A 23,020-nucleotide genomic window follows, 5' to 3' on the forward strand; every position below is an offset into this window, starting at 1 on the left:
TCTGTGCAGTCAATCGATTACGCAGTGGTGCGGCGGAGGTGCCGCCGGCTCGCGCAACCGGTGGAGATGCTCGGTTTCCGAATCCACAGGCAGGTGGCAGATGCCCTCCCACGCACGTCCCAAGCCCAGCCGCGTCCCGCGCAGTGTGCTGCGCGCCGGACTGGTGATCTCCGCGGCCGGCGCCGCGATGGCGGGTGGTGCGGCGGCGAGCGCCGCCCCCGCGCACGGTTCCACGGCCCCCCGGGTGTCCGTGCTGGACCCCAAGAACACGTCGCTGACCGCCGCGCTCAAGTACGGCTCGCGCGGCGGCCTCGGCCCCGTCAAGGACATCCGGCTGGACCCGATGAACAACACCGGCGTCGATCCGCTGGCCAACGCCGTCGGCACCCGGGTCGCCGACTTCAAGCCGGTGAGCACGGCGCAGGTGACGGGCCCGGTGACGAACGGCGGCACGCTGCGCACGCTGCCGGTGACCGGCCAGGTGATGCGGACCATGCCCGGCTGACGCACCGCCGCGGCGCACCGCGGCCGGACCCGCGGAAACGGCGCGGGACCCCACCCGTCGGGTGAGGTCCCGCGCCGTTCGCCGTACCGGAGTCGGTGCGCCGAAGACCGGTCAGACGCCCATCGGGTGCCAGACCGTCTTCGTCTCCAGGAAGGCCAGCAGCCGCTCCGTGCCCGGGTCCGCCGTCCAGTCGACGGCCCGCGGGCGCAGCACCCGCTTGAGGTTGTCGGCCGCCGCCGTCTCCAGCTCCACGGCCAGTTCGGCGCCGGCGCCGGTGAGATCGACGGCGTTGACGTCCTGGTGGGCGGCGAGCGGAGCGGCCAGCTCCGCCGTACGGCCCGAGAGGAGGTTGACCACACCGCCGGGCAGGTCGGAGGTGGCCAGCACCTCGGCCAGTGACAGCGCCGGCAGCGGGGCCTGCTCCGACGCCACCACCACGGCCGTGTTGCCGGTGACGATCGCCGGGGCGATCACCGAGACCAGGCCCAGGAACGACGACTCCTGCGGGGCCAGGACCGCGACCACACCGGTCGGCTCCGGGGCGGACAGGTTGAAGTACGGGCCCGCGACCGGGTTCGCCGAGCCGGCGATCTGGGCGACCTTGTCGGACCAGCCCGCGTACCAGACCCAGCGGTCGATCGCCGCGTCCACCTGCGCCGCGGCCTTCGCCTTCGACAGCCCCTCGGCGTCCGCCACTTCGGCGGCGAACTGGTCCCGGCGGCCCTCCAGCATCTCCGCGGTGCGGTAGAGGATCTGGCCGCGGTTGTACGCGGTGGCGCCGGACCAGCCGCCGAACGCCTTGCGGGCGGCGACCACCGCGTCCCGCGCGTCCTTGCGGGAGGACAGCGGGGCGTTGGCGAGCCAGTTCCCCTTTGCGTCGGTCACCTCGTACACCCGCCCGCTCTCGGACCGGGGGAACTTGCCCCCGACGTACAGCTTGTAGGTCTTGAGAACGCTCAAGCGATCAGACATCGAGGTACGCCTCCAGACCGTGCCGGCCGCCCTCGCGGCCGAAACCCGACTCCTTGTAGCCGCCGAACGGCGAGGCCGGGTCGAACTTGTTGAACGTGTTGGACCAGATGACGCCCGCGCGCAGCTTGCTCGCCATCCACAGCATCCGCGAACCCTTCTCGGTCCAGATGCCCGCCGACAGCCCGTACGGCGTGTTGTTGGCCTTGGCCACCGCCTCCTCCGGCGTGCGGAAGGTCAGCACGGACAGCACCGGGCCGAAGACCTCCTCGCGGGCGATCCGGTGGGCCTGGGTGACGCCGGTGAACAGGGTCGGCGCGAACCAGTAGCCGGAGCCCGGCAGTTCGCACGCCGGCGACCAGCGCTCGGCGCCCTCGGCCTCGCCCGCGTCGGCGAGCTCGGTGATCCGGGCCAGCTGCTCGGCCGAGTTGATCGCGCCGATGTCGGTGTTCTTGTCGAGCGGGTCGCCGACCCGGAGGGTGGCCATCCGCCGCTTCAGCGCGTCCAGCAGCTCGTCCTGGACCGACTCCTGGACCAGCAGCCGCGAACCGGCGCAGCAGACGTGGCCCTGGTTGAAGAAGATGCCGTTGACGATGCCCTCGACGGCCTGGTCGAGCGGCGCGTCGTCGAAGACGATGTTGGCCGCCTTGCCGCCCAGTTCGAGGGTGAGCTTCTTGTCCGTACCGGCGACCGTGCGGGCGATCGCCTTGCCGACCTCGGTGGAGCCGGTGAACGCGACCTTGTCGATGCCGGGGTGGGCCACCAGCGCGGCGCCGGTCGAGCCGTCACCGGTGACGATGTTGACGACGCCCTTGGGGAGGCCCGCCTGGCGGCAGATGTCCGCGAAGAACAGCGCGGACAGCGGGGTGGTCTCGGCGGGCTTGAGGACGACGGTGTTGCCGCAGGCCAGCGCCGGGGCGACCTTCCACGCCAGCATGAGGAGCGGGAAGTTCCACGGGATGACCTGGCCGGCCACGCCCAGCGGCCTGGGGTCCGGCCCGAAGCCCGCGTGGCCCAGCTTGTCCGCCCAGCCCGCGTAGTAGAAGAAGTGCGCGGCCACCAGCGGCAGATCGGCGTCCCGCGACTCGCGGATCGGCTTGCCGTTGTCCAGCGTCTCCAGGACGGCCAGCTCGCGCGAGCGCTCCTGGATGATCCGGGCGATCCGGAAGAGGTACTTGGCGCGCTCGGCGCCGGGCAGCGCGGACCACTTCCCGAACGCGGTGCGGGCGGCCTTCACGGCCCGGTCGACGTCGTCGGCGGTGCCCTGGGTGTACTCGGCCAGCACCTCTTCGGTGGCGGGCGAGACGGTCTTGCGCAGGTCGCCGCCCGTGCCCTCGGTGAACTCGCCGTCGATGAACAGCCCGTAGGCCGGTGCCAGGTCGACGACCGCGCGGGACTCGGGCGCCGGTGCGTAGTCAAATGCTGAGCTCATAGCGGTTCAGTCCACCGTCACGTAGTCGGGGCCGGAGTAGCGGCCGGTGCTGAGCTTCTGGCGCTGCATCAGCAGGTCGTTGAGGAGGCTGGAGGCGCCGAAGCGGAACCAGTCGGCATTGAGCCAGTCCTCGCCCACCGTCTCGTTGACCATCACCAGGTACTTGAGCGCGTCCTTGGTGGTCCGGATGCCGCCGGCCGGCTTCACGCCGACCTGGATGCCGGCCTGCGCGCGGAAGTCGCGGACGGCTTCGAGCATGAGGAGGGTGACCGGCGGCGTGGCGTTCACGGCCACCTTGCCCGTCGAGGTCTTGATGAAGTCGGCGCCCGCGAGCATCGCGAGCCAGGAGACCCGGCGGACGTTGTCGTACGTCTGGAGCTCGCCGGTCTCGAAGATCACCTTGAGGTGCGCGGCCGTACCGTCGGGGCGTACGCACGCCTCCTTGACGGCCTTGATCTCCTCGAAGACGTCCAGGTAGCGGCCGGAGAGGAAGGCGCCACGGTCGATCACCATGTCGATCTCGTCGGCGCCGGCCGCCACCGCGTCCCGGGTGTCGGCCAGCTTGACCGGCAGCGCCGCCCGGCCCGCCGGGAAGGCGGTGGCGACGGACGCGACGTGGATCCCGGAACCGGCCAGCGCCTCCTTGGCGGTGGCGACCATGTCCGGATAGACGCAGATCGCCGCGACCTTGGGGACGGACCGGTCCGTCGGGTCCGGATGGATGCCCTTGGCGCACAGCGCCCGGACCTTGCCGGGGGTGTCCGCGCCTTCGAGCGTCGTCAGGTCGATCATCGAGATGGCCAGGTCGATGGCGTACGCCTTCGCCGTGGTCTTGATCGAACGGGTGCCGAGCGCGGCGGCGCGGGCCTGGAGCCCTACCGCGTCGACGCCGGGGAGTCCGTGCAGGAAACGGCGCAGCGCTCCGTCGGAGGCGGTCACATCCGCCATCGACGCCAGTCGCCCCGCGGCTTCGTTGCCGGATGCGGGTACTTCCGAAATGGCAGTGGGCATGGTCACGAGGGGAGCATATCTACGCGCGTAGCGACATGCCAGCCCCCCTGCGCGGACGAGTTTGGGGCGGCCGTCCGCCGCGGGCCGCCGCCATCGATGCCGTACCGCAATATCCACTCCGTGTCCGGCATCCGGACAGTCGGGCAGAATCGGCGGCATGACGAGCCCGGACCGGTCCACCTCGCCCCAGCAGCAGTACGCGGAGCGCAGCTACCGCTCGCCCGCGGCCCTGGCCGGCGGCGCGCTGCTCCTCCTGCTCGGCCTCTGGCTCGGTGCCGACGCGGTGCTGCGCGGCACCGCCCACACCAAGCTCACCGCGGTCTTCGTCCTCCTCCTCGGCGTGCCGCTGGTCGTCGCCTTCACCCTGCGGCCCCTGGTCAGGGCGGGCGAGGACCGGCTGACGGTGCGCAACCCGTTCCGTACGATCACGCTGCCCTGGTCCGCCGTCGAGGAGCTGCGGGCGACCTTCTCCGCCGAGGTGCTCACCGGCGGCGGCAAGTACCAGCTCTGGGCCATCCCGGTCTCGCTGCGCCAGCGCAAGAAGGCCGCCCGGCAGGCGGACCGCGGCGCGGGCGCGGCCCGGCCCCGCTTCGGGCTCCAGGCGGACACCGGCCCGGTGCCGCGCGCGATGGCCGACCAGGCCCTGGAGGAGCTGCGCGAGATCAGGGAACGCGCGGCCCACCGCGAGAGCGCGCAGGGCGAGCCGGAGGTGCGCTGGTCGTATGCGGTCATCGCGCCGAGCGTGGTCGGCGCGGTGGGGCTCGCGGTGATGCTGGCGCTGTAGCGGCGCCGACGTCCCCGGACGCGCCCGGCTACGGCGCGCCGGTGTACACCAGCGTCATGTACGCGCCCACGTAGGCGGACGCCAACGCGGCACCGCCCAGCGCGAGTACGGCCGTCCGGCGCCGCGCCCGGACGATCCCGCGGGCCAGCGGCAGCAGCAGCGGGAAGCCGGGCAGCAGGAAGCGGGCGCGCGGGAAGTACACCCCGCCGCTGCCCAGCACGATCGCCAGCAGCACCCCGCTGAACACCAGCAGCGGCAGCGGCTGCCGGTCGGCCACGCACAGCACGTACAGCGCGCCCGACCCGATCAGCACCAGCGACACCACGACGTAGAACAGCTGCGGCCGGGCCTGTTGGCCGAGGATCGAGCGGAGCGAGCGCAGCGTCTCGGCGCCGCCGTCCCACTCGTTGTGCCACATCCTCTGGACCGCGAAGTAGCCGTCGGCGCGGCCGAGTCGCCGCCCCACCCAGCCGACGTACCCGAGCCAGCCGAGGGGCGCGAGGAGCGCGGCGGCGAGCAGCCGGGGGGCGGGCGGGCGCGACGCCGCACCGCCGGGCCGCCGCCGGAGGGCGAGCAGCGCGCACAGCGAGACCGCCGCGGCGAGCGCGAGGCCCGTGGGGCGGGTCAGGCCGGCGAGCAGCGCGAGGCCGCCGGCCGCGAGCCAGCGCCCCGTCAGCACCGCGTACAGCGACCAGGCGACCAGCGCCGTGAACAGCGACTCCGTGTAGCCCATCCACTCGATCACGGCGACCGGGGCGGCGCCCCACAGGACCGCCAGGACGGTGCCGACCCGGCGCCCGTGGAGCCGGTCGCCGACCGCGAAGACCCCCCACGCCGCGAGCAGCGAGCAGCCGACGGCGATCAGCAGCCCCGCCGTGGCCCGGGAGCCGGGCATGACCACCGCGACGGCCTTGATGAGCACCGGGTAGAGGGGGAAGAAGGCGAGGTTGTTCTCGTGGTAGCCCTCGGAGCCGTCGGGGCCCTGGCCGCCGAGGGTGTGCTCGTAACCGTGGCCGGCGATGCCGAGGTACCAGTCCGAGTCCCACTGGGTGGCCAGCAGCGGCCACAGCCCGTGGTGCCGGATGTGCGCCCACTTCATCAGGACGAGGGTCCCCAGGGCGCGGACGGCGGCGTAGCCGAGCAGCGCGGGCGCGGCCCTGCGGAGCGCCGCGGCCAGGATGCCGGCCAGCTCGCACCGCCGGGACGGCGGCGGCCCCGCGGGCGCCGGGCCGGTGGCGGTCGGCGGGGGTGCGGTCGTGGGCACGGCGCAACTCCTGGAGGACTGGGTCCGGGCGCGGGGAACGTCCGGCTCCAGCGTTCCGCGCTCCGGCCCGGCCCGCCGTGGAGAGCTGCGACAGGTGCAGTACGGGTGTCACCCGTAAGGGCCGGGCTCCCGCGGGCCGGGCCGTCTGGTGACCGTCAGGCCGGGAGGTGCCATGTCCGGGATGCTGGAGTCGGCCAGCGAGGGCACCCGTGACCAGGAAGATTCCTCATCCCCTGTGCGGAACCGGCCGGCCGGGACTCCCCAGCCAAGGCGTGTGCCGGCCGTCGGCAGCCACGCTCATGCCGAAGTGCTCCGGGCGGGGGCAGCCATGGCTTCTCCACCAGTGGTAGGCCGCCTCGACCTCGCTCCAGAGGCGGCGGTGGCCGTGCTCCCAGACGGTGAACCGTTTGTCCGTCTCTCCGTCGTAGTCGATGGCGGCCCAGGACGTGGCGTCGACGGTGGCCAACCAGAGACGGGCGGACACCCCTTCGACGTCGGGGTCTTCGTGCCAGGTCCACCACACGTCGGGGAGTTGGAGGCCGATGGCGAACTGGGCCGCCCAGTCGTCCCCGGTGACGCTCCGGGGAGACAGGGTGGTGGATCTTTCGTCGGGTACGTGTCCGTCCCTGACCACGTCGCGGAAGATCCGAAGGTCGGTGCGTTGGCCGCGCATGAGCATGAATGCGGAACGGGGGTGGAAGGTGCCGGAGGCGCTCCCGTCGGAATCCGCGGTGAGGCGCAGGAGGCCGTAGCAGAGCCAGGGCGATTCCCAGGGAAGGAGCATGACACCGCCGGACTTCATCCGGGCTACCCAGCCGGGCGGCACTCGTCGGACGGAACAGGTCGCCAGGAAGCGGTCCAGGCCGTGGCCCACTTCCAGCGTGGCCCCGTCTCCCGTGATGACATGTGGCGCCAGCCCGGCAGCCTTCAGGTTGTCTCGGGCCCGATCCGCCAGAGCCGGGTCTACTTCCACCGTGGTCACCAGGTCCGAACCCAGCCGGTGGGCCAGGAGGCCGGCGTTCCAGCCGGTTCCCGTTCCGATCTCCAGTGCGCGGTCCCCGCTGCGTACGTCGAGCATGTGCAGCATGCGGAAGACGATGCCGGGGGCGGAGGCGGAGCAGGACGGCCAGCGTTCGCCGTCGCCGGGGTCTGCGCCATCGTTGACCTGGGTCACGACGGGTTCGTCGTCGTAGGCCGCGCGGAGCCATGCGCCCGGGGTCTTCCGGCGGTCGCACGGGGTGAGGTCGTCGCCCAGCCACACCGTGTCGGGGAGGAACCCGTGGCGGGGCACTGCCTCGTAGGCCGCTTGCCACTCAGGCGCCAGAGGCTGCGCCAGTGTCTTGTTCAGCCTGCCGAGCAGGCCGCTCGCGGCGGCCCGCTCGGCGGCTCCGGTGGTGTCGGTCATCCGGAGAGTCCTACTTTCCCTTGCCGTGCTTCGGGCCCGGGTTGGGGTCCTTGGTGTCGGACGACGGCTTTGCCGTGCCCGGGTCCTTGCCTCCGGCGTGCTTTCCGTCGCCTCCGTCGCCGCCCTTACCGGTTCCCCATGCCATTCCTGTCTCCCCTCACTGCGGCTGTCAACGTGATGGTGTGCGTTCGCGCCTTGGGTTGTTCGCCGCGCCAGGTCGAGGCGACGACGAGCGCGTACGGCGGAAGCCGGGAGGTCCCGCCCTCCGGTCATCAGGGAGGGCGGGACCGGTTTCCCTCACCGCGCGGGCGGTCCCTGCGCGGCATCCTTCAGGGGAGCGCCCGGGACGCTCCCCGCGGGACGGACCGGGGCGGTGAGCCGAGCCCGTCGGTTCGGGCGGGACACGCGCTGTCCCTGCTCAGGGCCTGGCCGGTCGGGGGAGTCGTACGCGGGCGGGGCTCCGCGTCCTCCGTCGCCCGCATCGCCCGCATCGCCCGCATCGCCCGCATCGCTCGCGTCGGGCTCGTCGTTCTCGGTGTCCCCGGCGTCCACCTCGTATTCGTCGTCCTCGTCGGGGTTGTCCTCCAACAGGAGCAACCGGGCGCCCCGACTCTCCGAAACTCGGTGGACCTTGGTCAGGTGGTTGTTCAACTCGACGGCCAGCAGGTGGATTTCGCCGGGTGTCCACGTCCGGTCGGCGAGGATACGGCAGGACTCCGCGATGAGTTCGGCGGCCGAGGTCATCTGCTCCGCCTCCACCTTGTCGGCGAGGCGGGAGACATAGCCGGTCCTGTTGTTCGCGAAGAGGTAGCACGGCTTCCCGTCCGGGCTGGTCCACGGCAGCAGCCGGGCAGTGTCCATGGGGTTGGTCACGCCGTCACCTCTACTCCGTGGATCCAGCGGGGCCCCGTGTCAATGCCGTGGATGGCCAGCCACCGAGTCCGGGTTTTGAACGGCATTCCGCCTCCAAGCAAGCCGGGCAGTTCACGGCGCGCAGCCACTCGACGGCCTGAGTGTCAAGCCCTCCGGCGCCGCACTTGGCGCCAAGTCCTTCGCCGGCCGTGACGAGTTCGTGGACGGTGAGTACATCGTCCCCGACCGTGCCGGCCGTGACGTCCTCGCGCGCGGGGGTATCGATGCAGTTCACTTGCGGTCCTTCCTGCCATGCGAGTGGCCAGCGAGCACGGCATCGCGGCTTGGAACGGAGGGCGTGTGGCCGGATCCGCTTCCTCTCTGCGCATATGTCATGAACGCCTCCACGCGTCGTTTGATTCGCTTCCTGTGCGCGCCTGCACCTCGATGCCCACAGCCGATACGTTGGGCTGACAACTTCAAGGAAACCGCAGGATGTTGGGGCTTACCAGGGCAATCGTGCGGCACTCTTGATGCAGAAAAGTGCGTTGTGTGCACGCGATTGCGGTGCGGGCAACCCGGAGAGGAGGTGGACATGGGGCTTCGTGAGAGACGTCTGGAGATGGGGCACTCACAGGAGAGCCTTGCTCAGGCGGTCGGAGTTGACCGCACCACGATCGGTCGATGGGAACGCCGACTTGTCCAAGTGCAGCCGTCGTTACGCCCAAGACTGGCGGAATCTCTCAAGCTTGACCTTGCCGGACTCGACGCTTTACTGAAGCAGCCCGCGGCTCTGCTTCAAGGGGCCGCACAGCTGCCACCCAGTAACGATTGCGGCTCAGGGAGCACTGACATGATCCGACGCGAATTCCTGCGGGTGATAGCTGTCACTGGTGCCCTCGCGGCTGTGTCAGCCGAAGAGGCCGAGGAGCTTGCCGAGGGTGTAGGCAGGGGGACGTCCGTTGGCTTCCATCGCATGAACGCACACCTGTGGCAGGTATACCAACTCGCACGCTCCAAAAACTCTGTCTATCCAGCCGTCCACGAACAGATCGTCTCGTTGACCGATGCTCTCAAAGGCCGCTCTGATGCTGAAGTGGTCCCCTTGTGTGCGGCGGCCGGCGATCTGTTCCAGCTGGCCGGCGAGCTGGCATTCGATGGCAACGACTACGAGGGCGCGGCAGCCTCATACGCCCTGGCCGCGACGGCCTGTCGAGACTCCGGGGCATTTGACCTGTGGGCGTGTGCGCTGGTGCGGCATGCCTACGTTGACGTATACGAACGGCGTTACGGGGAGGCCGAGAAGACCCTCGCTACAGCGGCCAGGGTAGCCAAGCGCGGGGACACCGCACTGTCGACCCGGCATTGGGTCAGCTCAGTGCAGGCAGAGGTGCACGCAGGTCTGGGCAACTTCGATGCCTGCGAGCGGGCACTTGACGAGGCGGAGAGGGTTGCCGACCTCACCAGCACAGGATGCAACGGGGGATGGCTCCGCTTCGACGGATCACGGCTGGCTGAGGAGCGGGGAGCGGGGTACGTGCAGCTCGGACGGCTCGATCTGGCAGAGGCCGCGTTGGGGAAGGCTCTTGAACAGCCGAACCTCGCCAAAGGGCAGTCTTACCGAAGGCGCGGAGTCGTCCTGACCGACCTTGCGGCGATCGGCGCAAAGCGGCGTGACGCTGACCAGGTTCTGACGTTCGGACGCGAGGCTGTGCAACTTGCGCGGACGTCCTCGTCGGGATACGTCGCTCGTAGACTCCAAGGACTGCGAGCAGAGTTCGCCCCTATGGTCCGGGATGACCGCATCCTCGGCCTGGAAGCGGAAATCAGCGCACTGAGCACGCACTGAGCACCACTGAAGACGACGAGAGGGGTACGTATGGCGGACCACGAGGGTGCACGGTTGTTCCGCGAGGCGTGGATTGCCGGAGTGCACGCGCATTTTCCCGGTGAGCCGAAGCCTGGTTATGTGGCCCCTTGGGAGGACACGCCGGTCTGGGAGCGCGAGGCTGCGGGAGCGGTGTACGAACAAGTGCGTCAGTTTCTTGACGTCTCTGGGGGCCATGCGGCACGGCTCAGCCGTGAGCAGAAGGGCCGTTTCGTGGCGACCTGCTGGACGGCCCAAATGTTCAAGCACTTTGTGGACCCGAAGCCTGGATACGTGGCCGACTGGGCGGAGTTGCCTGATTGGCAGAAGGAGACGGATTCCGACATCTTCGCCGCTGTCGAAAAAGCCCTGAGTTGAGCGTGCCCCGCCACCGGTATGGCCGGATATGGCAAGAGTTCGGGCCGGGCTCGCAGTCGAGCCCGGCCCTCGCCGCATCCGCTTGACGCTCCGTCAGATCCCGGCCGCCGCCGACAGGTCCTTCTTGATTGCGGCCAGGGTGTTCGCCGCCTTGGCCCGTGCGTCCGGCAGCGCCGCCGCGTCGCCCACCGGCACCACGACCTCCAGGTAGCACTTGAGCTTGGGCTCGGTGCCGCTGGGGCGGACCACGACCCGGGCCGCCTCGATGCCGGCCTCCGGCGCGCCCGCCAGGTAGTAGCGCAGCCCGTCGGTCGGCGGGAGGGCGGCGCTGCCCTCGTTCAGGTCGTCCGCCCGGGTCACCGCCAGGCCCGCCAGCGCCGTCGGCGGCTGCTCGCGCAGCCGGCGCATCGCCCCGGCGATCAGCGACAGGTCCTCGACGCGCACCGAGAGCTGGTCGGTGGCGTGCAGGCCGAACTCGACGGCCAGTTCGTCGAGGAGGTCCGCCAGGCCGCGCCCTTCCCGCTTCAGCTCCGCGGCCAGTTCGGTGATCAGCAGCGCGGCGGTGATGCCGTCCTTGTCGCGGACGCCCTCGGGGTCGACGCAGTAGCCCAGCGCCTCCTCGTAGGCGTAGCGCAGGCCGTCGGCGCGGGCCAGCCACTTGAAGCCGGTCAGCGTCTCCTCGTAGGGGAGCGAGGCGCCGGCCGCGATACGGGACATCAGCTGGGAGGAGACGATCGTCGTCGCGAACGTGCCCGTGGCGCCCTTGCGGACCAGGTGCGCGGCCAGCAGCGCGCCGACCTCGTCGCCGCGCAGCATCCGCCAGCCTTCCGGCGTACCGGGGGCGGGGACGGCGACGGCGCAGCGGTCCGCGTCCGGGTCGTTGGCGATGACGATGTCGACGCTGCCCGGGGCCTTGGACCGGGCGGTGGCGAACGCGAGGTCCATCGCGCCCGGCTCCTCCGGGTTGGGGAAGGCGACCGTCGGGAAGTCCGGGTCGGGCTCGGCCTGTTCCGCGACGACCGCGGGGGCCGGGAAGCCGGCGCGCGCGAAGGCGGCGACCAGGGTGTCCCGGCCGACACCGTGCATCGGCGTGTAGACGACCCCGATGTCCCGGGCGGAGCCGGGGGTGAGGACCGCGTCGGTGCGCTCCAGGTAGGCGGTCAGTACGGCCTCGTCGAGGGTCTCCCAGCCCGTCTCCGGGCGCGGCACGTCGGCCAGCGACCGGACCGCGGCGATCCGCTCGGCGATCCCGGCGTCCGCGGGCGGCACGATCTGCGAGCCGTCGCCCAGGTAGACCTTGTAGCCGTTGTCCCGCGGCGGGTTGTGGCTGGCGGTCACCTCGACGCCGGCCACCGCGCCCAGGTGCCGGATCGCGAAGGCCAGCACGGGGGTGGGCAGCGGGCGCGGCAGGACCGCGGCGCGCAGACCCGCACCGACCATGACCGCCGCGGTGTCCCGCGCGAAGTCGGCACTCTTGTAGCGGGCGTCGTAGCCGACGACGACCAGGCCTTCGCCCTGCCCGCTGTCCTTCAGGTACGCGGCGAGCCCGGCCGCCGCCCGGATGACCACGGCACGGTTCATCCGCATCGGACCGGCGCCCAGCTCGCCGCGCAGCCCGGCCGTGCCGAACTGGAGGGTGCCGGCGAACCGCCCCGCCAGCGCGTCGAGGTCCTCCGCCTCGATGAGCTTGGCGAGCTCGTCCCGGGTCTCCGGGTCGGGGTCCTCGGCCAGCCACGCCTGTGCCCGGCTGATCAGCTCCGCGGGAACGGTAGCCACGTGATGCTCCTGCCTGTGGATGCGTTGTGGGGGTTGCGTACGGTCCGGCCGGCCCCGCCGGCGACAGCCGCCGGCCCGTGCCCGGCCCTCGCCGGCAGCTGGATTCTGCCGCCGCCGGAGGGCCCCGGGCCGGGTTCGGCTAGATCTTGGCGAGGACCTGGCCGAGCAGCGCGCCCATCCGGGTCGCGGAGTCGCGGCCGGCCTGGAGCACCTCTTCGTGGTTGAGGGGCTCGCCCGTCATGCCGGCGGCGAGGTTCGTCACCAGCGACAGGCCCAGGACCTCGGCGCCGGCCTCGCGGGCGGCGATGGCCTCCAGGACCGTGGACATGCCGACGAGGTCGGCGCCCAGGGTGCGGATCATCTTGATCTCGGCCGGGGTCTCGTAGTGCGGGCCGGGGAACTGGGCGTAGACGCCCTCCTCCAGGCTCGGGTCGACCTCCTTGCACAGCGCGCGCAGCCGCGGCGAGTACAGGTCCGTCAGGTCGACGAAGTTCGCGCCGATGATCGGGGAGGTGGCGGTGAGGTTGAGGTGGTCGCTGATCAGGACCGGCTGGCCGGGGCGCATGCCGTCGCGCAGGCCGCCGCAGCCGTTGGTGAGGACGACGGTCTTGCAGCCGGCGGCGACGGCGGTGCGGACGCCGTGCGCGACGGCGGCGACGCCGCGGCCCTCGTAGTAGTGGGTGCGGCCCAGGAAGACCAGGGCGCGCTTCTCGCCGATCCGGTACGAGCGGATCTTGCCGCCGTGGCCGGCGACGACGGGCGGCGGGAAGCCGGGCAGCTCGGTGACGGGGAATTCGTGCTCGGGCGCGCCCAGGGCCTCGGCGGCCGGGGCCCAGCCGGAGCCCATGACCAGGGCGACGTCGTGGGTCTCGGCGCCGGTGAGCTCGCGGAGGCGGGCGGCTGCGGCGCCGGCGGCGCCCTGCGGGTCGATGTCCGGGGTAACAGATGCGTTCACGCGGACGAGGGTAGCCGGTAATCCCCTACGCGCGTAGATGTCGCTGCCCACGGTGCTGGGAACGGATGGTTGTGGCTTCTGCCAAATGGGGTGCGGCACGCCGCGGGCGCGCGGGCGCCGCCCGGCCGGCCGGAGGGGTGGTACCCGGCTCCGGTCGGCAGTGGCACCCGCCGGCCCGTCAGCACGGCCGCTTGCGGATCTCCATCACATAGTCGTGCGGGGCGCCGGCGGACTCCGCGGCGTCGGCGAGCTCGCCCAGATAGCGGGCGGAGGGGAGGCCGCCCTCGTAGCCGTTGAGGACGTAGATCCAGGCGGCCTCGTCGCCTTCGAGGGTGTGCACCCGGACCCGCATGCGGCGGTAGATGTCCAGGCCGACGCCCTCCCAGCGGTCCATCGACTCCTCGTCCATGGGGGCGATGTCGTAGAGCGCGACGAAGAGCTGGGAGCCGGGGTCCTCGACGACCGTCGCCAGGGAGCCCTCCCAGCCCATCTGCTCGCCGCCGAACGTGAGCCGCCAGCCGTTGAGCCAGCCGGTGCCGCGCAGCGGTGAGTGCGGTGCGCGGCGGGACATCAGCCGCGCGTCGAGGTTGCCGGCGTACGCGGCGTAGAGCGACATGCTTCTGAGGGTACGGGAGGTTCCTCGATGGGCTCGTGGTACCGGAGGTTCGTACGACGGGGCTGGCGAGAGTGCGGACCGGCGCCCGCCCGGCGACGTCCGCGCCCCCGGGGGAGAGGTACGTACGGGCGTGCGGGACAATGGAGTACGTGACTCGGATCGTGATCATCGGTGGCGGACCCGGCGGATACGAAGCGGCCCTGGTGGGCGCCTCGCTCGGCGCGGAGGTGACCGTCGTCGACTGCGACGGTCTGGGTGGAGCGTCGGTGCTGACCGACTGCGTCCCGTCGAAGACCCTCATCGCCACGGCTGAGGTGATGACGAACTTCGACTCCTCGTACGAGGAGCTCGGGATCAGGGTCGAGGACGACACGCCGTACAAGGAGCGCCCGGCGCGGGTCGTCGGCGTCGACCTCGGCAAGGTCAACCGGCGTGTGAAGCGGCTGGCGCTCGCCCAGTCGCACGACATCACCGCTTCCGTCACGCGGGCCGGCGGCCGGGTCATGCGCGGTCGCGGCCGGCTGGAGCCGGGGCAGGCGCCGGACGGCTCGCGGAAGGTCACGGTCACCGCCGCCGACGGCACGTCCGAGGCGCTGATCGCCGACGCCGTGCTGATCGCCACCGGCGCGCACCCGCGCGAGATCCCCGACGCGCTCCCGGACGGCGAGCGGATCCTGAACTGGACGCAGGTCTACGACCTCACGGAGCTCCCCGAGGAGCTCATCGTGGTCGGGTCCGGCGTCACCGGCGCCGAGTTCGCCGGTGCCTACCAGGCGCTCGGCTCCCGCGTCACCCTCGTCTCCTCCCGCGAGCGCGTGCTGCCGGGCGAGGACCCGGACGCCGCCGCCGTGCTGGAGGACGTCTTCCGCCGCCGCGGCATGAACGTCATGGCACGCTCCCGCGCCCAGTCCGCCAAGCGGGTGGGCGACCGCGTCGAGGTCACCCTCGCGGACGGCCGGACGATCTCCGGTACGCACTGCCTGATGGCGGTCGGCTCCATCCCCAACACCGAGGGGATCGGGCTGGAGGCGGCCGGGGTCAAGCTGAAGGACTCCGGTCACATCTGGACCGACAAGGTCTCGCGGACCACGGCTCCCGGGGTGTACGCCGCGGGTGACTGCACCGGGGTCTTCGCGCTGGCTTCGGTGGCCGCCATGCAGGGGCGGATCGCGATGTACCACTTCCTCGGCGACGCGGTCACGCCGCTGAACCTCAAGACGGTCTCCGCGAACGTCTTCACCGATCCCGAGATCGCCACCGTCGGCTACTCCCAGGCCGACATCGACGGCGGCGTGATCGACGCCCGGGTGGTCAAGCTTCCGCTGCTGCGCAATCCGCGCGCCAAGATGCAGGGCATCCGCGACGGTTTCGTGAAGCTGTTCTGCCGCCCCGGTACGGGCATCGTCGTCGGCGGTGTGGTCGTCTCGCCGCGCGCCAGTGAACTGATCCACCCGATCTCGATCGCGGTCGACAACAACCTGACCGTCGAGCAGATCGCCAGCGCCTTCACGGTCTACCCCTCGCTGTCCGGATCGATCGCCGAGGTCGCCCGCCAGCTCCACACCCGCAAGGCGGCGAGCGAGTAGGGCCTGTCCGGTGGGTCGGGGTCGGAAAGGCCCTGGCGAACCGCCCATACGGCGGGCAGCGGAAGGGCCCCGGGCGGGCGAGCGGCGCACGGAACAGCATGGAATATTTGTGCCCCCGGTGGGCACTTGGGGTGAAACGGTCCTGCATGGTCAGGATCGGGCAACCCGCCCCCGGGGGCCGCAAATTCTTGCCCGAGAGCGTAACTGACCAGGCATCGAGCGCGTTTGGGTGTGCAGGGTGACGGGGCAGAGCATGTGCATGCCGCATATCACGTCATGCGGTGCCGTGTGAACAACTTCCGTTAATTGGTGCAACCTGCTGAAAACAGACGGTCGTTGGCGTTACTGTCAGTTTCGTGTTCGCTGCAGAACGTCGCCAATTGATCCTAGAAATGGTGCGCGCGAACGGAGCCGTGTCGCTCCGGGAGCTCGCCCGCGTCGTCCAGACCTCTGAAGTAACCGTACGGCGCGACGTGCGGGCGCTGGAGGCGGAGGGGCTGCTCGACCGCCGACACGGCGGTGCGGTCCTACCGGGTGGTTTCACCCGGGAGTCCGGCTTCCCGCAGAAGTCCCACCTCGCGACCGCGGAGAAGACGGCCATCGCCGACCTCGCCGCGGGCTTCGTCGAAGAAGGCGAGGCCATCGTCGTCGGCGCCGGGACGACCACCCAGGAGCTGGCCCGCCGGCTCGCCAGAGTCCCGGGCCTGACCGTCGTCACCAACTCCCTGCTGGTCGCCCAGGCGTTGGCCCATGCCAACCGCGTGGAGGTGGTGATGACCGGCGGGACCCTGCGCGGTTCCAACTACGCGCTGGTCGGCAGCGGGGCCGAGCAGTCGCTGCAAGGGCTGCGGGTCTCGCGCGCCTTCCTGTCGGGCAGCGGCCTGACCGCGGAGCGCGGGCTGTCCACCTCCAACATGCTCTCCGCCAGCGTCGACCGGGCGCTGGTGCAGGCGGCGGGGGAGGTGGTGGTGCTCGCCGACCACACCAAGCTCGGCTCCGACACGATGTTCCAGACGGTGCCGACGGACGTCATCACCCGGCTCGTCACGGACGAGCCGCCGGCCCATGACGACCGGGCCGCCACGGAGTTGCAGGCGCTGGCCGACCAGGGCGTCCAGATCGCCGTGGCCAGCGGCTCACCGGTCGGGCAGGGGCCGGGCCAGCCGGCCATGGAGGCTGCTCCGCAGGAGCGCCGGGGCCCGCGGCGGGACGTACCGCTGCCGGGCCAGCGGCGCAGCCACCCGGGCGGCGCGGCCGGTGCGCCGCAGCTGCGGTCCGCGGGCTCGCTCGCGGACGGGCCGGGCGGCCGGGTGGCCGACCTGGCGCCACGGCGCCGCTGAGCGGCCGGGCGGGCGGCGGGAGTTTGACGACAGGACCTAGGCCCCCGCTCCCGCGGCGCCCGCCTTGAGCCCCCGTAGCGTCAGGGTCAGCAGCCGGTCGGCCAGCTCCGGGTCGTCGGGGGATTCCTCGGCGGCCAGGGCGATGCCGTTGGTGAGCTGCATCAGGTCGTTGATGGAGACGTCGCGGCGTACCGCGCCGGCCTGCTGGGCGCGGGCCAGCAGTGCGCCGCCGGCCTCCCGCATGGGCACGCTGCACCGCGCCATCCCCGAGGACTCGTCGGCCGACGCCGTCATCAGGGCCCGGGACAGGCCCCGGTAGGTGCCGGCGTGGGTGATGATCGCGCGCAGCCAGTCGACCAGCGCGGTGCACGGCTGCGGCGCGTCGGCCAGTTCCCTGGCGTACGCCAGCAGGGCGTCGACCTCGCCCTGGAAGACCGCGCCCATCAGGGCGGTGCGGTTGGGGAAGTGCCGGTAGAGCGTGCCGATGCCGACGCCGGCGCGGCGGGCGATGTCCTCCAGCGAGGTGTCCGTGCCGTGCTCCGTGAAGGCCGTACGGGCCTCGGTCAGCAGCCGCTCGTAGTTGCGGCGCGCGTCGGCCCGCATGGGGCGTACGGTGGGCGCCCCCGCCGGTGCGTGCGCCGTGGCGGCGTGCTCTGCCCGCCGCTGCCCTGCCGTCTCGGTCGCCATCGCCCGTCCTTCCTCGATCCGGCCGGTCCCGGCCCGGATGCGTCCAGGATGCCATCGCACCGGCGGGCGCCGGGGCGGGACGTACGCCCCCGAGGCCCGGTGGACGGGCGGCGGCCGGCGGATGACGCGCCGGAGTACCGCAGCCGACGGCTGGCCGAACTCCTCGGAAAGGCCGCAACGTCACCGTTCCAAGGGCCATCAAACCTGGCGCAATGAGGTCTTCCGGGGGTTTCCGGAGGCCGCTGGAACACGTTGCGTGGCGACCGGCCGCCGAAGGGACCGGCGGGCCGAGCGCGCTGCGTACGGATATCCGGGAACAGCCGGAATATCCCGGACACCTGGGGAACATGTCATGGGACTGACCAGCCAGTCGCTGTTGTTCGCGATGATCGCGGTCGCCGTGGTCTGCGTGGGGCTCACGGTCTGGATGTGGCCGCGGTTCGCCGGCCGCGGGCCGCGGGCGGTGCTGGGGCGGCTCGGGGTGATCGCCGCGACCCAGCTGAGCATCGTGGCGGCCCTCGGCCTCGCGGTGAACTCCAACTTCGAGTTCTACGCCTCCTGGCACGAACTGCTCGGCCTCTACGACGGGGCGCCGGCCGCCGTCGGCAAGTGGGGCAACGAGGGCAAGGCGGGGCCCGCCGGAGACCCGTCCAAGGGGCTCGTCCAGCCGTCCGGCCCCGAGGGCCTGGACAAGGTCCACGGGATCCCCACGGGGCCGCCGGACAAGAACGGCAAGGTCGAGACCGTGAAGATCGTCGGCAAGCGGACCCGGGCGGTGAACCCGGCGTACGTCTATCTGCCGCCGCAGTACTTCCAGAAGCAGTACGCGCGCCAGCGCTTCCCGGTCGTCGTGGCGCTCGCCGGCTACCCGGGCGGGATATTCCTGCTGGGCCAGCACCTGCGGCTGCCGGAGACCGCCTCCCAGCTGATCCGCAGCGGGAAGATGCAGCCGACCGTCATCGTCATGATGCGGCCCACCATCGCGCCGCCGCGCGACACCCAGTGTGTCGACGTGCCCGGCGGCCCGCAGGCCGAGACGTTCTTCGCCCAGGATGTGCCGGACGCGCTGCGGTCGCACTACCGCGTCGGCAGCGACCCGGGCGCCTGGGGCGTCATGGGCTACTCCTCGGGCGGCAGCTGCGCCCTCCAGCTGGCCATGATCCACTCCCGTACGTACACCTCGGCGGCGGCGCTCTCGCCCGACTACAAGGTCTCCACCGACCCCACCACCGGCAACCTCTTCGGCGACGGCAAGGACCGCGGCCGGCGCCGCGAGGAGCACGATCTGATGTGGCGGCTGAAGAACCTGCCCGCCCCGCAGGTGAACGTGCTGATCGGCACCAGCCGTGCGGGCGAGCCCAACTACCCGGCGGCGAAGGAGTTCCTGGACGCGGTCAAACCGCCCATGAAGGCCGACTCGATCATCCTCGACCACGGCAGCCACAACTTCGCCACCTGGCGGCGCGAACTGCCCGCCGCGCTCCAGTGGATGAGCAGGTCGCTGACGTTCCCGGAGGACGTGGTCGGCAGTTCCTGAACGAACGAACAGGAACGGGCGCCCGGCGGCTGGCTGCCGGGCGCCCGTTCCTGAGGGCGGTGTGCCGCCGGGTCAGTCCTTGATCTCGCAGATGACCGCGCCGGAGGTGAGGGCCGCGCCGACCTCGGCGGTCAGGCCCTTGACGGTGCCGGAGCGGTGCGCGTTGAGCGGCTGCTCCATCTTCATCGCCTCCAGGACGACGACCAGTTCGCCCTCGGTGACGTGCTGGCCCTCCTCGACGGCGACCTTGACGATGGTGCCCTGCATCGGCGAGGCGAGGGCGTCGCCGGAGGCGGCGCTGCCCGACTTCTTGGCGGCCTTGCGCTTGGGCTTGGCCCCGCCGGCGACCGCGGCGCGGGCCAGCGGCATGCCGAGCGAGGACGGCAGGGAGACCTCCAGGCGCTTGCCGCCGACCTCGACGACGACCGTCTCGCGGGTGTCCGCCTCGGCCTCCTCGGCGCCCGGCGCGGCGAACGGCGGGATCTCGTTGACGAACTCGGTCTCGATCCAGCGGGTGTGGACGGTGAACGCCTCGTCGGAGCCGGTGAGTTCGGGGGCGAAGGCCGGGTCCTTGACGACCGCGCGGTGGAACGGGATGGCGGTGGCCATGCCGTCCACCTGGAACTCGTTCAGGGCGCGGGCGGCGCGCTGGAGGGCCTGGGCGCGGGTGGCGCCGGTGACGACCAGCTTGGCGAGCAGGGAGTCCCAGGCCGGGCCGATGACCGAGCCGGCCTCGACGCCCGCGTCCAGGCGGACGCCCGGACCCGACGGCGCGGCGAACGTGGTGACCGTGCCGGGCGCGGGGAGGAAGTTGCGGCCCGGGTCCTCGCCGTTGATGCGGAACTCGAAGGAGTGGCCGCGCACCGCCGGGTCGTCGTAGCCCAGCTCCTCGCCGTCGGCGATCCGGAACATCTCGCGGACCAGGTCGAGGCCGGTGACCTCTTCGGTGACCGGGTGCTCGACCTGGAGGCGGGTGTTGACCTCCAGGAAGGAGATGGTGCCGTCCTGGCCTACCAGGAACTCGCAGGTGCCGGCGCCCTCGTAGCCGGCCTCCTTGAGGATGGCCTTGGAGGCGCGGTACAGCTCGGCGTTCTGCTCGTCGCTCAGGAACGGCGCGGGGGCCTCCTCGACGAGCTTCTGGTGGCGGCGCTGGAGGGAGCAGTCACGGGTGGAGACGACCACGACGTTGCCGTGCTTGTCGGCCAGGCACTGGGTCTCGACGTGGCGCGGGCGGTCCAGGTAGCGCTCGACGAAGCACTCGCCGCGGCCGAAGGCGGCGACCGCCTCGCGGACCGCGGAGTCGTACAGCTCCGGGACCTCTTCGAGCGTGCGGGCGACCTTCAGGCCGCGACCGCCGCCCCCGAAGGCCGCCTTGATCGCGATCGGCAGGCCGTGCTCCTCGGCGAAGGCGACGACCTCGTCCGCGCCGGAGACCGGGTCCGGGGTGCCGGCGACCAGCGGGGCACCGGCGCGCTGCGCGATGTGCCGCGCCGCGACCTTGTCGCCGAGGTCGCGGATGGCGTGCGGGGGCGGGCCGATCCAGGTCAGGCCGGCGTCCAGGACGGCCTGGGCGAACTCGGCGTTCTCGGAGAGGAAGCCGTAGCCCGGGTGGACCGCGTCCGCACCGGAATCGGCGGCGGCCTGGAGGACCTTGGCGATGTCCAGGTAGCTGGTGGCAGGGGTGTCACCGCCCAGGGCGTATGCCTCGTCCGCAGCGCGTACGTGCAGGGCGTCCCGGTCGGGCTCGGCGTAGACGGCTACGCTCCCGATTCCGGCGTCCCGGCACGCCCGAGCAACGCGGACAGCGATTTCGCCACGGTTGGCGATGAGCACCTTGCGCACGATGGGTCCTTCCTTGGCGCTACGCCGCAACACACTGAACGCAGCGAGTTTAGGGACTGGCGACACCGCGTGCCGACCCGTTTCCCGGGGTGAGCTTGCCCACACGGAGCGTGCACGCGGCGATGGTGAGGGACCAAAGTCCGTTGGAATCCCAGGGTAGGCCCGGATTCCAGGGCTCCGGCGCGCGGCACGGTGTGGCCTAGGTCTCGAACTGCGGACGTCCGGCGGATCGTCAATTCTTTGTGGAGTCCCTACGAATGGGCGAGTGAAAGTTTTCGGGTGAGCACGGCGCGTGCGGATGCGCCGGCGCGGGTCCGGACGGGGTCGTGCACACCCCTTGCCCTCACGGTTACCCGTTAGTAGCGTGCCTGATGCCTCTGTACTCCTGGTAACGGCTCGTGATGACGGCGCATGACGGTGGAAGTGAGGTGGGCGGGGTGGTGGCGCGCAGACCGGTGGCTCTGGCGGCGGCGGTGGTCCTGATCCTGGAGGCGGCCGGGATCCTGCTGCTGAACTGGATCCTGAGCATCGTGGTGGACCGGCAGCAGATGTCGCTCGCGGGGCTCCAGCCGCGCGCGATGTCCGCCGGGGCGTGGATCGGCGGCGGGGTCTTCGGCGCCTTCCTGGCCTTCTGCGCGGTGGTACTGCTCCGCAGCGCGCTGCGCGACCGCGCGCCCGGCGGGTTCTCGCGCATCGTGCTGATCGCCTGCGCGGTGGTGCACGGGGTGCTCGGGGCGTTCGCCGTCGGGCTGGTCGGCTGGGTGGCGTTCCTCGCGCTGATGGTGGTGCTGGCACTGCTGGTGCTGACCCTGGTGGCGTACGGGGAGCCGCGGGACGCCGCCGCGGACGCCCCGGCCGCGGACGGCGCCCCTGCCTGACGCGCCCCTGCCTGACGCCCGCCCGGCGCGGCGCTGCGGACCGCGGCTCCCGCATTCCCGGTCGCCGGTCCCGGGTTCCCGGGCCCTGCCCTTCGTTCCCTGCCCTTCGTTCCCTGTTCTCCGTCCCCTGTTCTTGTCCTTCGTTCCCGGCCCCGAACTCCTCCCGCGGCGGCCCGAGTTGGGTGCCCCTCCGGGCCGTGGGGCACGCCCTTGTAGGCTCTGTGGGCTGTTGCCGGGGGCACGACACGGGCTGGACCAGGGGCAGAGGGGGAGAGGGCGCATGCAGCCGCATGACGCGACGGCGGGCGATCCGGGGCGGTTCGACGCCATCGGGCCGTACGTCGTGCTGGCCGCGCTGGACGACGCCGCGTCGCCCGTGCCCGTACCCGAGCGCCGGTACGTGGCGCGCAGCGCGGACGGCGACCGTACGGTCCTGATCAGCCTGCCGCTGCCGGGCGCGGACGCCGGGCGGTTCCTGGCCGAGGCGGAGACCTCCCGCTATCTGCTCGGGCCGTGGTCGGCGCCGGCCACCGAGCTCGCCGCACCGGGCGAGCCCCCCTGGCACGCCCGCCCCTACCTGCCCGTGCTGCCGCTGCCGGCCGCGCTCGCCGCGCACGGCGGGCCGTTGCCGGAGCGCACCGTACGGGCCATCGGCGCCGCCCTCGTGGAGACGCTGGTCATCGGGCACGGGCAGGGCCTGGTGCATGCCGGGGTCTGCCCGGCCGCGGTGCTGCTCGCGGCCGACGGGCCCCGGCTGACCTGCTTCGGCGCCGTCCGGGCGGCGGCCGGTGACGGCCTGCCGCGCTCCGGCCTGCCGGGGCTGGAGTCGGGCAGCCTGCCGCCGGAGCAGGCCGTCGGGGATCGGCCGCTTCCGGCGGGGGACGTGTATGCGCTCGGCGCGACGCTGGCGTACGCCGCCACCGGGCACACCGTGCCCGAACGGGACGAGATCCCGGCCGGGTTGCGTTCGCTCGTCGGCGCCTGCCTGTCGCGCGACCCGGCGGCCCGGCCGCGGCCCGCGGAGCTGCTGGAAGAGCTTGGTCCGGCCGCCGGGACGGACGGACCGGACGAACTGGGTGAACCGGCCGGGACGGACGGTTCGGTGGACCGGCCCACGGCGGTGCTCGCCGCCGTACCTGCCGCCGTGGCCGCCGCCGCGCCCGCGGGCGCGCAAGCGGTCACCGCCCCCGAAGCCCCGGCCGACCGCGCCGCCGCGGCCCTCGGCCCCGGCTGGCTGCCCGGCCGGGTGATCGCCGCGCTGGCCCGGCAGTCGGCCGAGCTGCTGGCGGTGAACCTGCCCGAGGAGAAGCGGGCGGTCCCCGTGGCGCCCGCCCCG

Annotated in this window: 21 protein-coding genes; 9 read left to right on the top strand and 12 right to left on the bottom strand. The window is 72.1% G+C overall.

The window, feature by feature from the left end; all coding sequences use genetic code 11:
- Positions 1-100: 100 nt before the first annotated feature.
- Positions 101-505: a hypothetical protein gene (locus IEZ17_RS30255; RefSeq protein ID WP_189305687.1), complete on the top strand. Its 405-nt coding sequence runs from the start codon at positions 101-103 to the stop codon at positions 503-505.
- Positions 506-616: 111 nt separating this feature from the next.
- Here the strand turns inward: IEZ17_RS30255 and IEZ17_RS30260 are convergent, their stop codons facing one another.
- The 3 genes from IEZ17_RS30260 to deoC are packed head-to-tail and all read right to left on the bottom strand — an operon-like array spanning position 617 to position 3,917.
- Positions 617-1,477, bottom strand: coding sequence for an aldehyde dehydrogenase family protein (locus IEZ17_RS30260; protein ID WP_189305688.1), 861 nt, complete (start codon positions 1,475-1,477; stop codon positions 617-619).
- The gene (locus IEZ17_RS30265; RefSeq protein WP_189305690.1) at positions 1,470-2,906 is read right to left on the bottom strand and encodes an aldehyde dehydrogenase family protein; all 1,437 of its coding nucleotides are present in this window, start codon (positions 2,904-2,906) and stop codon (positions 1,470-1,472) included. Before IEZ17_RS30265 ends, IEZ17_RS30260 begins: the two co-directional genes overlap by 8 nt.
- Before the next feature lie 6 nt (positions 2,907-2,912).
- Complete coding sequence (gene deoC / locus IEZ17_RS30270; RefSeq protein ID WP_189305727.1) at positions 2,913-3,917, bottom strand: deoxyribose-phosphate aldolase; 1,005 nt, start codon at positions 3,915-3,917, stop codon at positions 2,913-2,915.
- 157 nt (positions 3,918-4,074) lie between these two features.
- Between deoC and IEZ17_RS30275 the strand changes: the two genes are divergently transcribed.
- Positions 4,075-4,701 (top strand): PH domain-containing protein, encoded by a 627-nt coding sequence (locus IEZ17_RS30275; protein WP_189305692.1) that lies wholly within the window; start codon positions 4,075-4,077, stop codon positions 4,699-4,701.
- Positions 4,702-4,729: 28 nt separating this feature from the next.
- Here IEZ17_RS30275 and IEZ17_RS30280 read toward each other — a convergent pair whose 3' ends face one another.
- The 4 genes from IEZ17_RS30280 to IEZ17_RS30290 all read right to left on the bottom strand — a co-directional run bounded on the left by IEZ17_RS30280 (position 4,730) and on the right by IEZ17_RS30290 (position 8,243).
- Positions 4,730-5,965 carry a putative hexosyltransferase gene (locus tag IEZ17_RS30280; RefSeq protein WP_373299995.1) on the bottom strand — a complete coding sequence of 412 codons (1,236 nt, stop codon included), beginning with the start codon at positions 5,963-5,965 and terminating at the stop codon, positions 4,730-4,732.
- A 226-nt stretch (positions 5,966-6,191) separates the two neighbouring features.
- Positions 6,192-7,370, bottom strand: a complete 1,179-nt coding sequence (locus IEZ17_RS30285) for a methyltransferase domain-containing protein (protein WP_189305693.1) — start codon at positions 7,368-7,370, stop codon at positions 6,192-6,194.
- A 10-nt stretch (positions 7,371-7,380) separates the two neighbouring features.
- Positions 7,381-7,515 (bottom strand): hypothetical protein, encoded by a 135-nt coding sequence (locus tag IEZ17_RS43945; RefSeq protein ID WP_268249861.1) that lies wholly within the window; start codon positions 7,513-7,515, stop codon positions 7,381-7,383.
- A gap of 152 nt (positions 7,516-7,667) precedes the next feature.
- Positions 7,668-8,243: a hypothetical protein gene (locus IEZ17_RS30290; RefSeq protein ID WP_189305695.1), complete on the bottom strand. Its 576-nt coding sequence runs from the start codon at positions 8,241-8,243 to the stop codon at positions 7,668-7,670.
- A gap of 574 nt (positions 8,244-8,817) precedes the next feature.
- Here IEZ17_RS30290 and IEZ17_RS30295 point away from each other — a divergent pair.
- Complete coding sequence (locus IEZ17_RS30295; RefSeq protein ID WP_189305697.1) at positions 8,818-10,071, top strand: helix-turn-helix transcriptional regulator; 1,254 nt, start codon at positions 8,818-8,820, stop codon at positions 10,069-10,071.
- Between the two features lie 30 nt (positions 10,072-10,101).
- The gene (locus IEZ17_RS30300; RefSeq protein ID WP_189305699.1) at positions 10,102-10,467 is read left to right on the top strand and encodes a hypothetical protein; all 366 of its coding nucleotides are present in this window, start codon (positions 10,102-10,104) and stop codon (positions 10,465-10,467) included.
- 93 nt (positions 10,468-10,560) lie between these two features.
- Here IEZ17_RS30300 and IEZ17_RS30305 read toward each other — a convergent pair whose 3' ends face one another.
- The 3 genes from IEZ17_RS30305 to IEZ17_RS30315 form a co-directional block, all read right to left on the bottom strand.
- On the bottom strand, positions 10,561-12,243 hold the full coding sequence (locus IEZ17_RS30305; protein WP_189305701.1) for a phospho-sugar mutase: 1,683 nt from the start codon (positions 12,241-12,243) through the stop codon (positions 10,561-10,563).
- 139 nt (positions 12,244-12,382) lie between these two features.
- Positions 12,383-13,198 carry a purine-nucleoside phosphorylase gene (locus tag IEZ17_RS30310; RefSeq protein WP_189305703.1) on the bottom strand — a complete coding sequence of 272 codons (816 nt, stop codon included), beginning with the start codon at positions 13,196-13,198 and terminating at the stop codon, positions 12,383-12,385.
- Positions 13,199-13,376: 178 nt separating this feature from the next.
- The gene (locus IEZ17_RS30315; RefSeq protein WP_189305705.1) at positions 13,377-13,814 is read right to left on the bottom strand and encodes a gamma-glutamylcyclotransferase family protein; all 438 of its coding nucleotides are present in this window, start codon (positions 13,812-13,814) and stop codon (positions 13,377-13,379) included.
- Positions 13,815-13,954: 140 nt separating this feature from the next.
- Between IEZ17_RS30315 and IEZ17_RS30320 the strand changes: the two genes are divergently transcribed.
- Positions 13,955-15,400 carry an NAD(P)H-quinone dehydrogenase gene (locus IEZ17_RS30320; protein WP_189305707.1) on the top strand — a complete coding sequence of 482 codons (1,446 nt, stop codon included), beginning with the start codon at positions 13,955-13,957 and terminating at the stop codon, positions 15,398-15,400.
- Between the two features lie 392 nt (positions 15,401-15,792).
- A complete protein-coding gene (locus tag IEZ17_RS30325) occupies positions 15,793-16,740 on the top strand; it encodes a DeoR/GlpR family DNA-binding transcription regulator (RefSeq protein WP_229852801.1) in 948 nt (315 codons plus the stop codon).
- Positions 16,741-16,776: 36 nt separating this feature from the next.
- Here the strand turns inward: IEZ17_RS30325 and IEZ17_RS30330 are convergent, their stop codons facing one another.
- Entirely contained in the window at positions 16,777-17,427 is a 651-nt protein-coding gene (locus IEZ17_RS30330) for a TetR/AcrR family transcriptional regulator (protein ID WP_373299997.1), read from the bottom strand.
- A gap of 352 nt (positions 17,428-17,779) precedes the next feature.
- On the opposite strand from IEZ17_RS30330, the gene IEZ17_RS30335 reads away from it, so the two are divergent.
- Positions 17,780-18,964, top strand: a complete 1,185-nt coding sequence (locus IEZ17_RS30335) for an alpha/beta hydrolase (RefSeq protein ID WP_189305711.1) — start codon at positions 17,780-17,782, stop codon at positions 18,962-18,964.
- A 72-nt stretch (positions 18,965-19,036) separates the two neighbouring features.
- Here the strand turns inward: IEZ17_RS30335 and IEZ17_RS30340 are convergent, their stop codons facing one another.
- The gene (locus IEZ17_RS30340) at positions 19,037-20,806 is read right to left on the bottom strand and encodes an acetyl/propionyl/methylcrotonyl-CoA carboxylase subunit alpha (protein WP_189305713.1); all 1,770 of its coding nucleotides are present in this window, start codon (positions 20,804-20,806) and stop codon (positions 19,037-19,039) included.
- 401 nt (positions 20,807-21,207) lie between these two features.
- On the opposite strand from IEZ17_RS30340, the gene IEZ17_RS30345 reads away from it, so the two are divergent.
- Both IEZ17_RS30345 and IEZ17_RS30350 read left to right on the top strand, forming a co-directional pair.
- On the top strand, positions 21,208-21,684 hold the full coding sequence (locus IEZ17_RS30345; RefSeq protein WP_229852802.1) for a hypothetical protein: 477 nt from the start codon (positions 21,208-21,210) through the stop codon (positions 21,682-21,684).
- 280 nt (positions 21,685-21,964) lie between these two features.
- Positions 21,965-23,020: protein kinase family protein (locus tag IEZ17_RS30350; RefSeq protein WP_229852803.1), on the top strand; the 1,056-nt coding region annotated here is incomplete at its 3' end.

Source organism: Streptomyces albospinus (assembly GCF_014648695.1).
Taxonomy (GTDB): domain Bacteria; phylum Actinomycetota; class Actinomycetes; order Streptomycetales; family Streptomycetaceae; genus Streptomyces; species Streptomyces albospinus.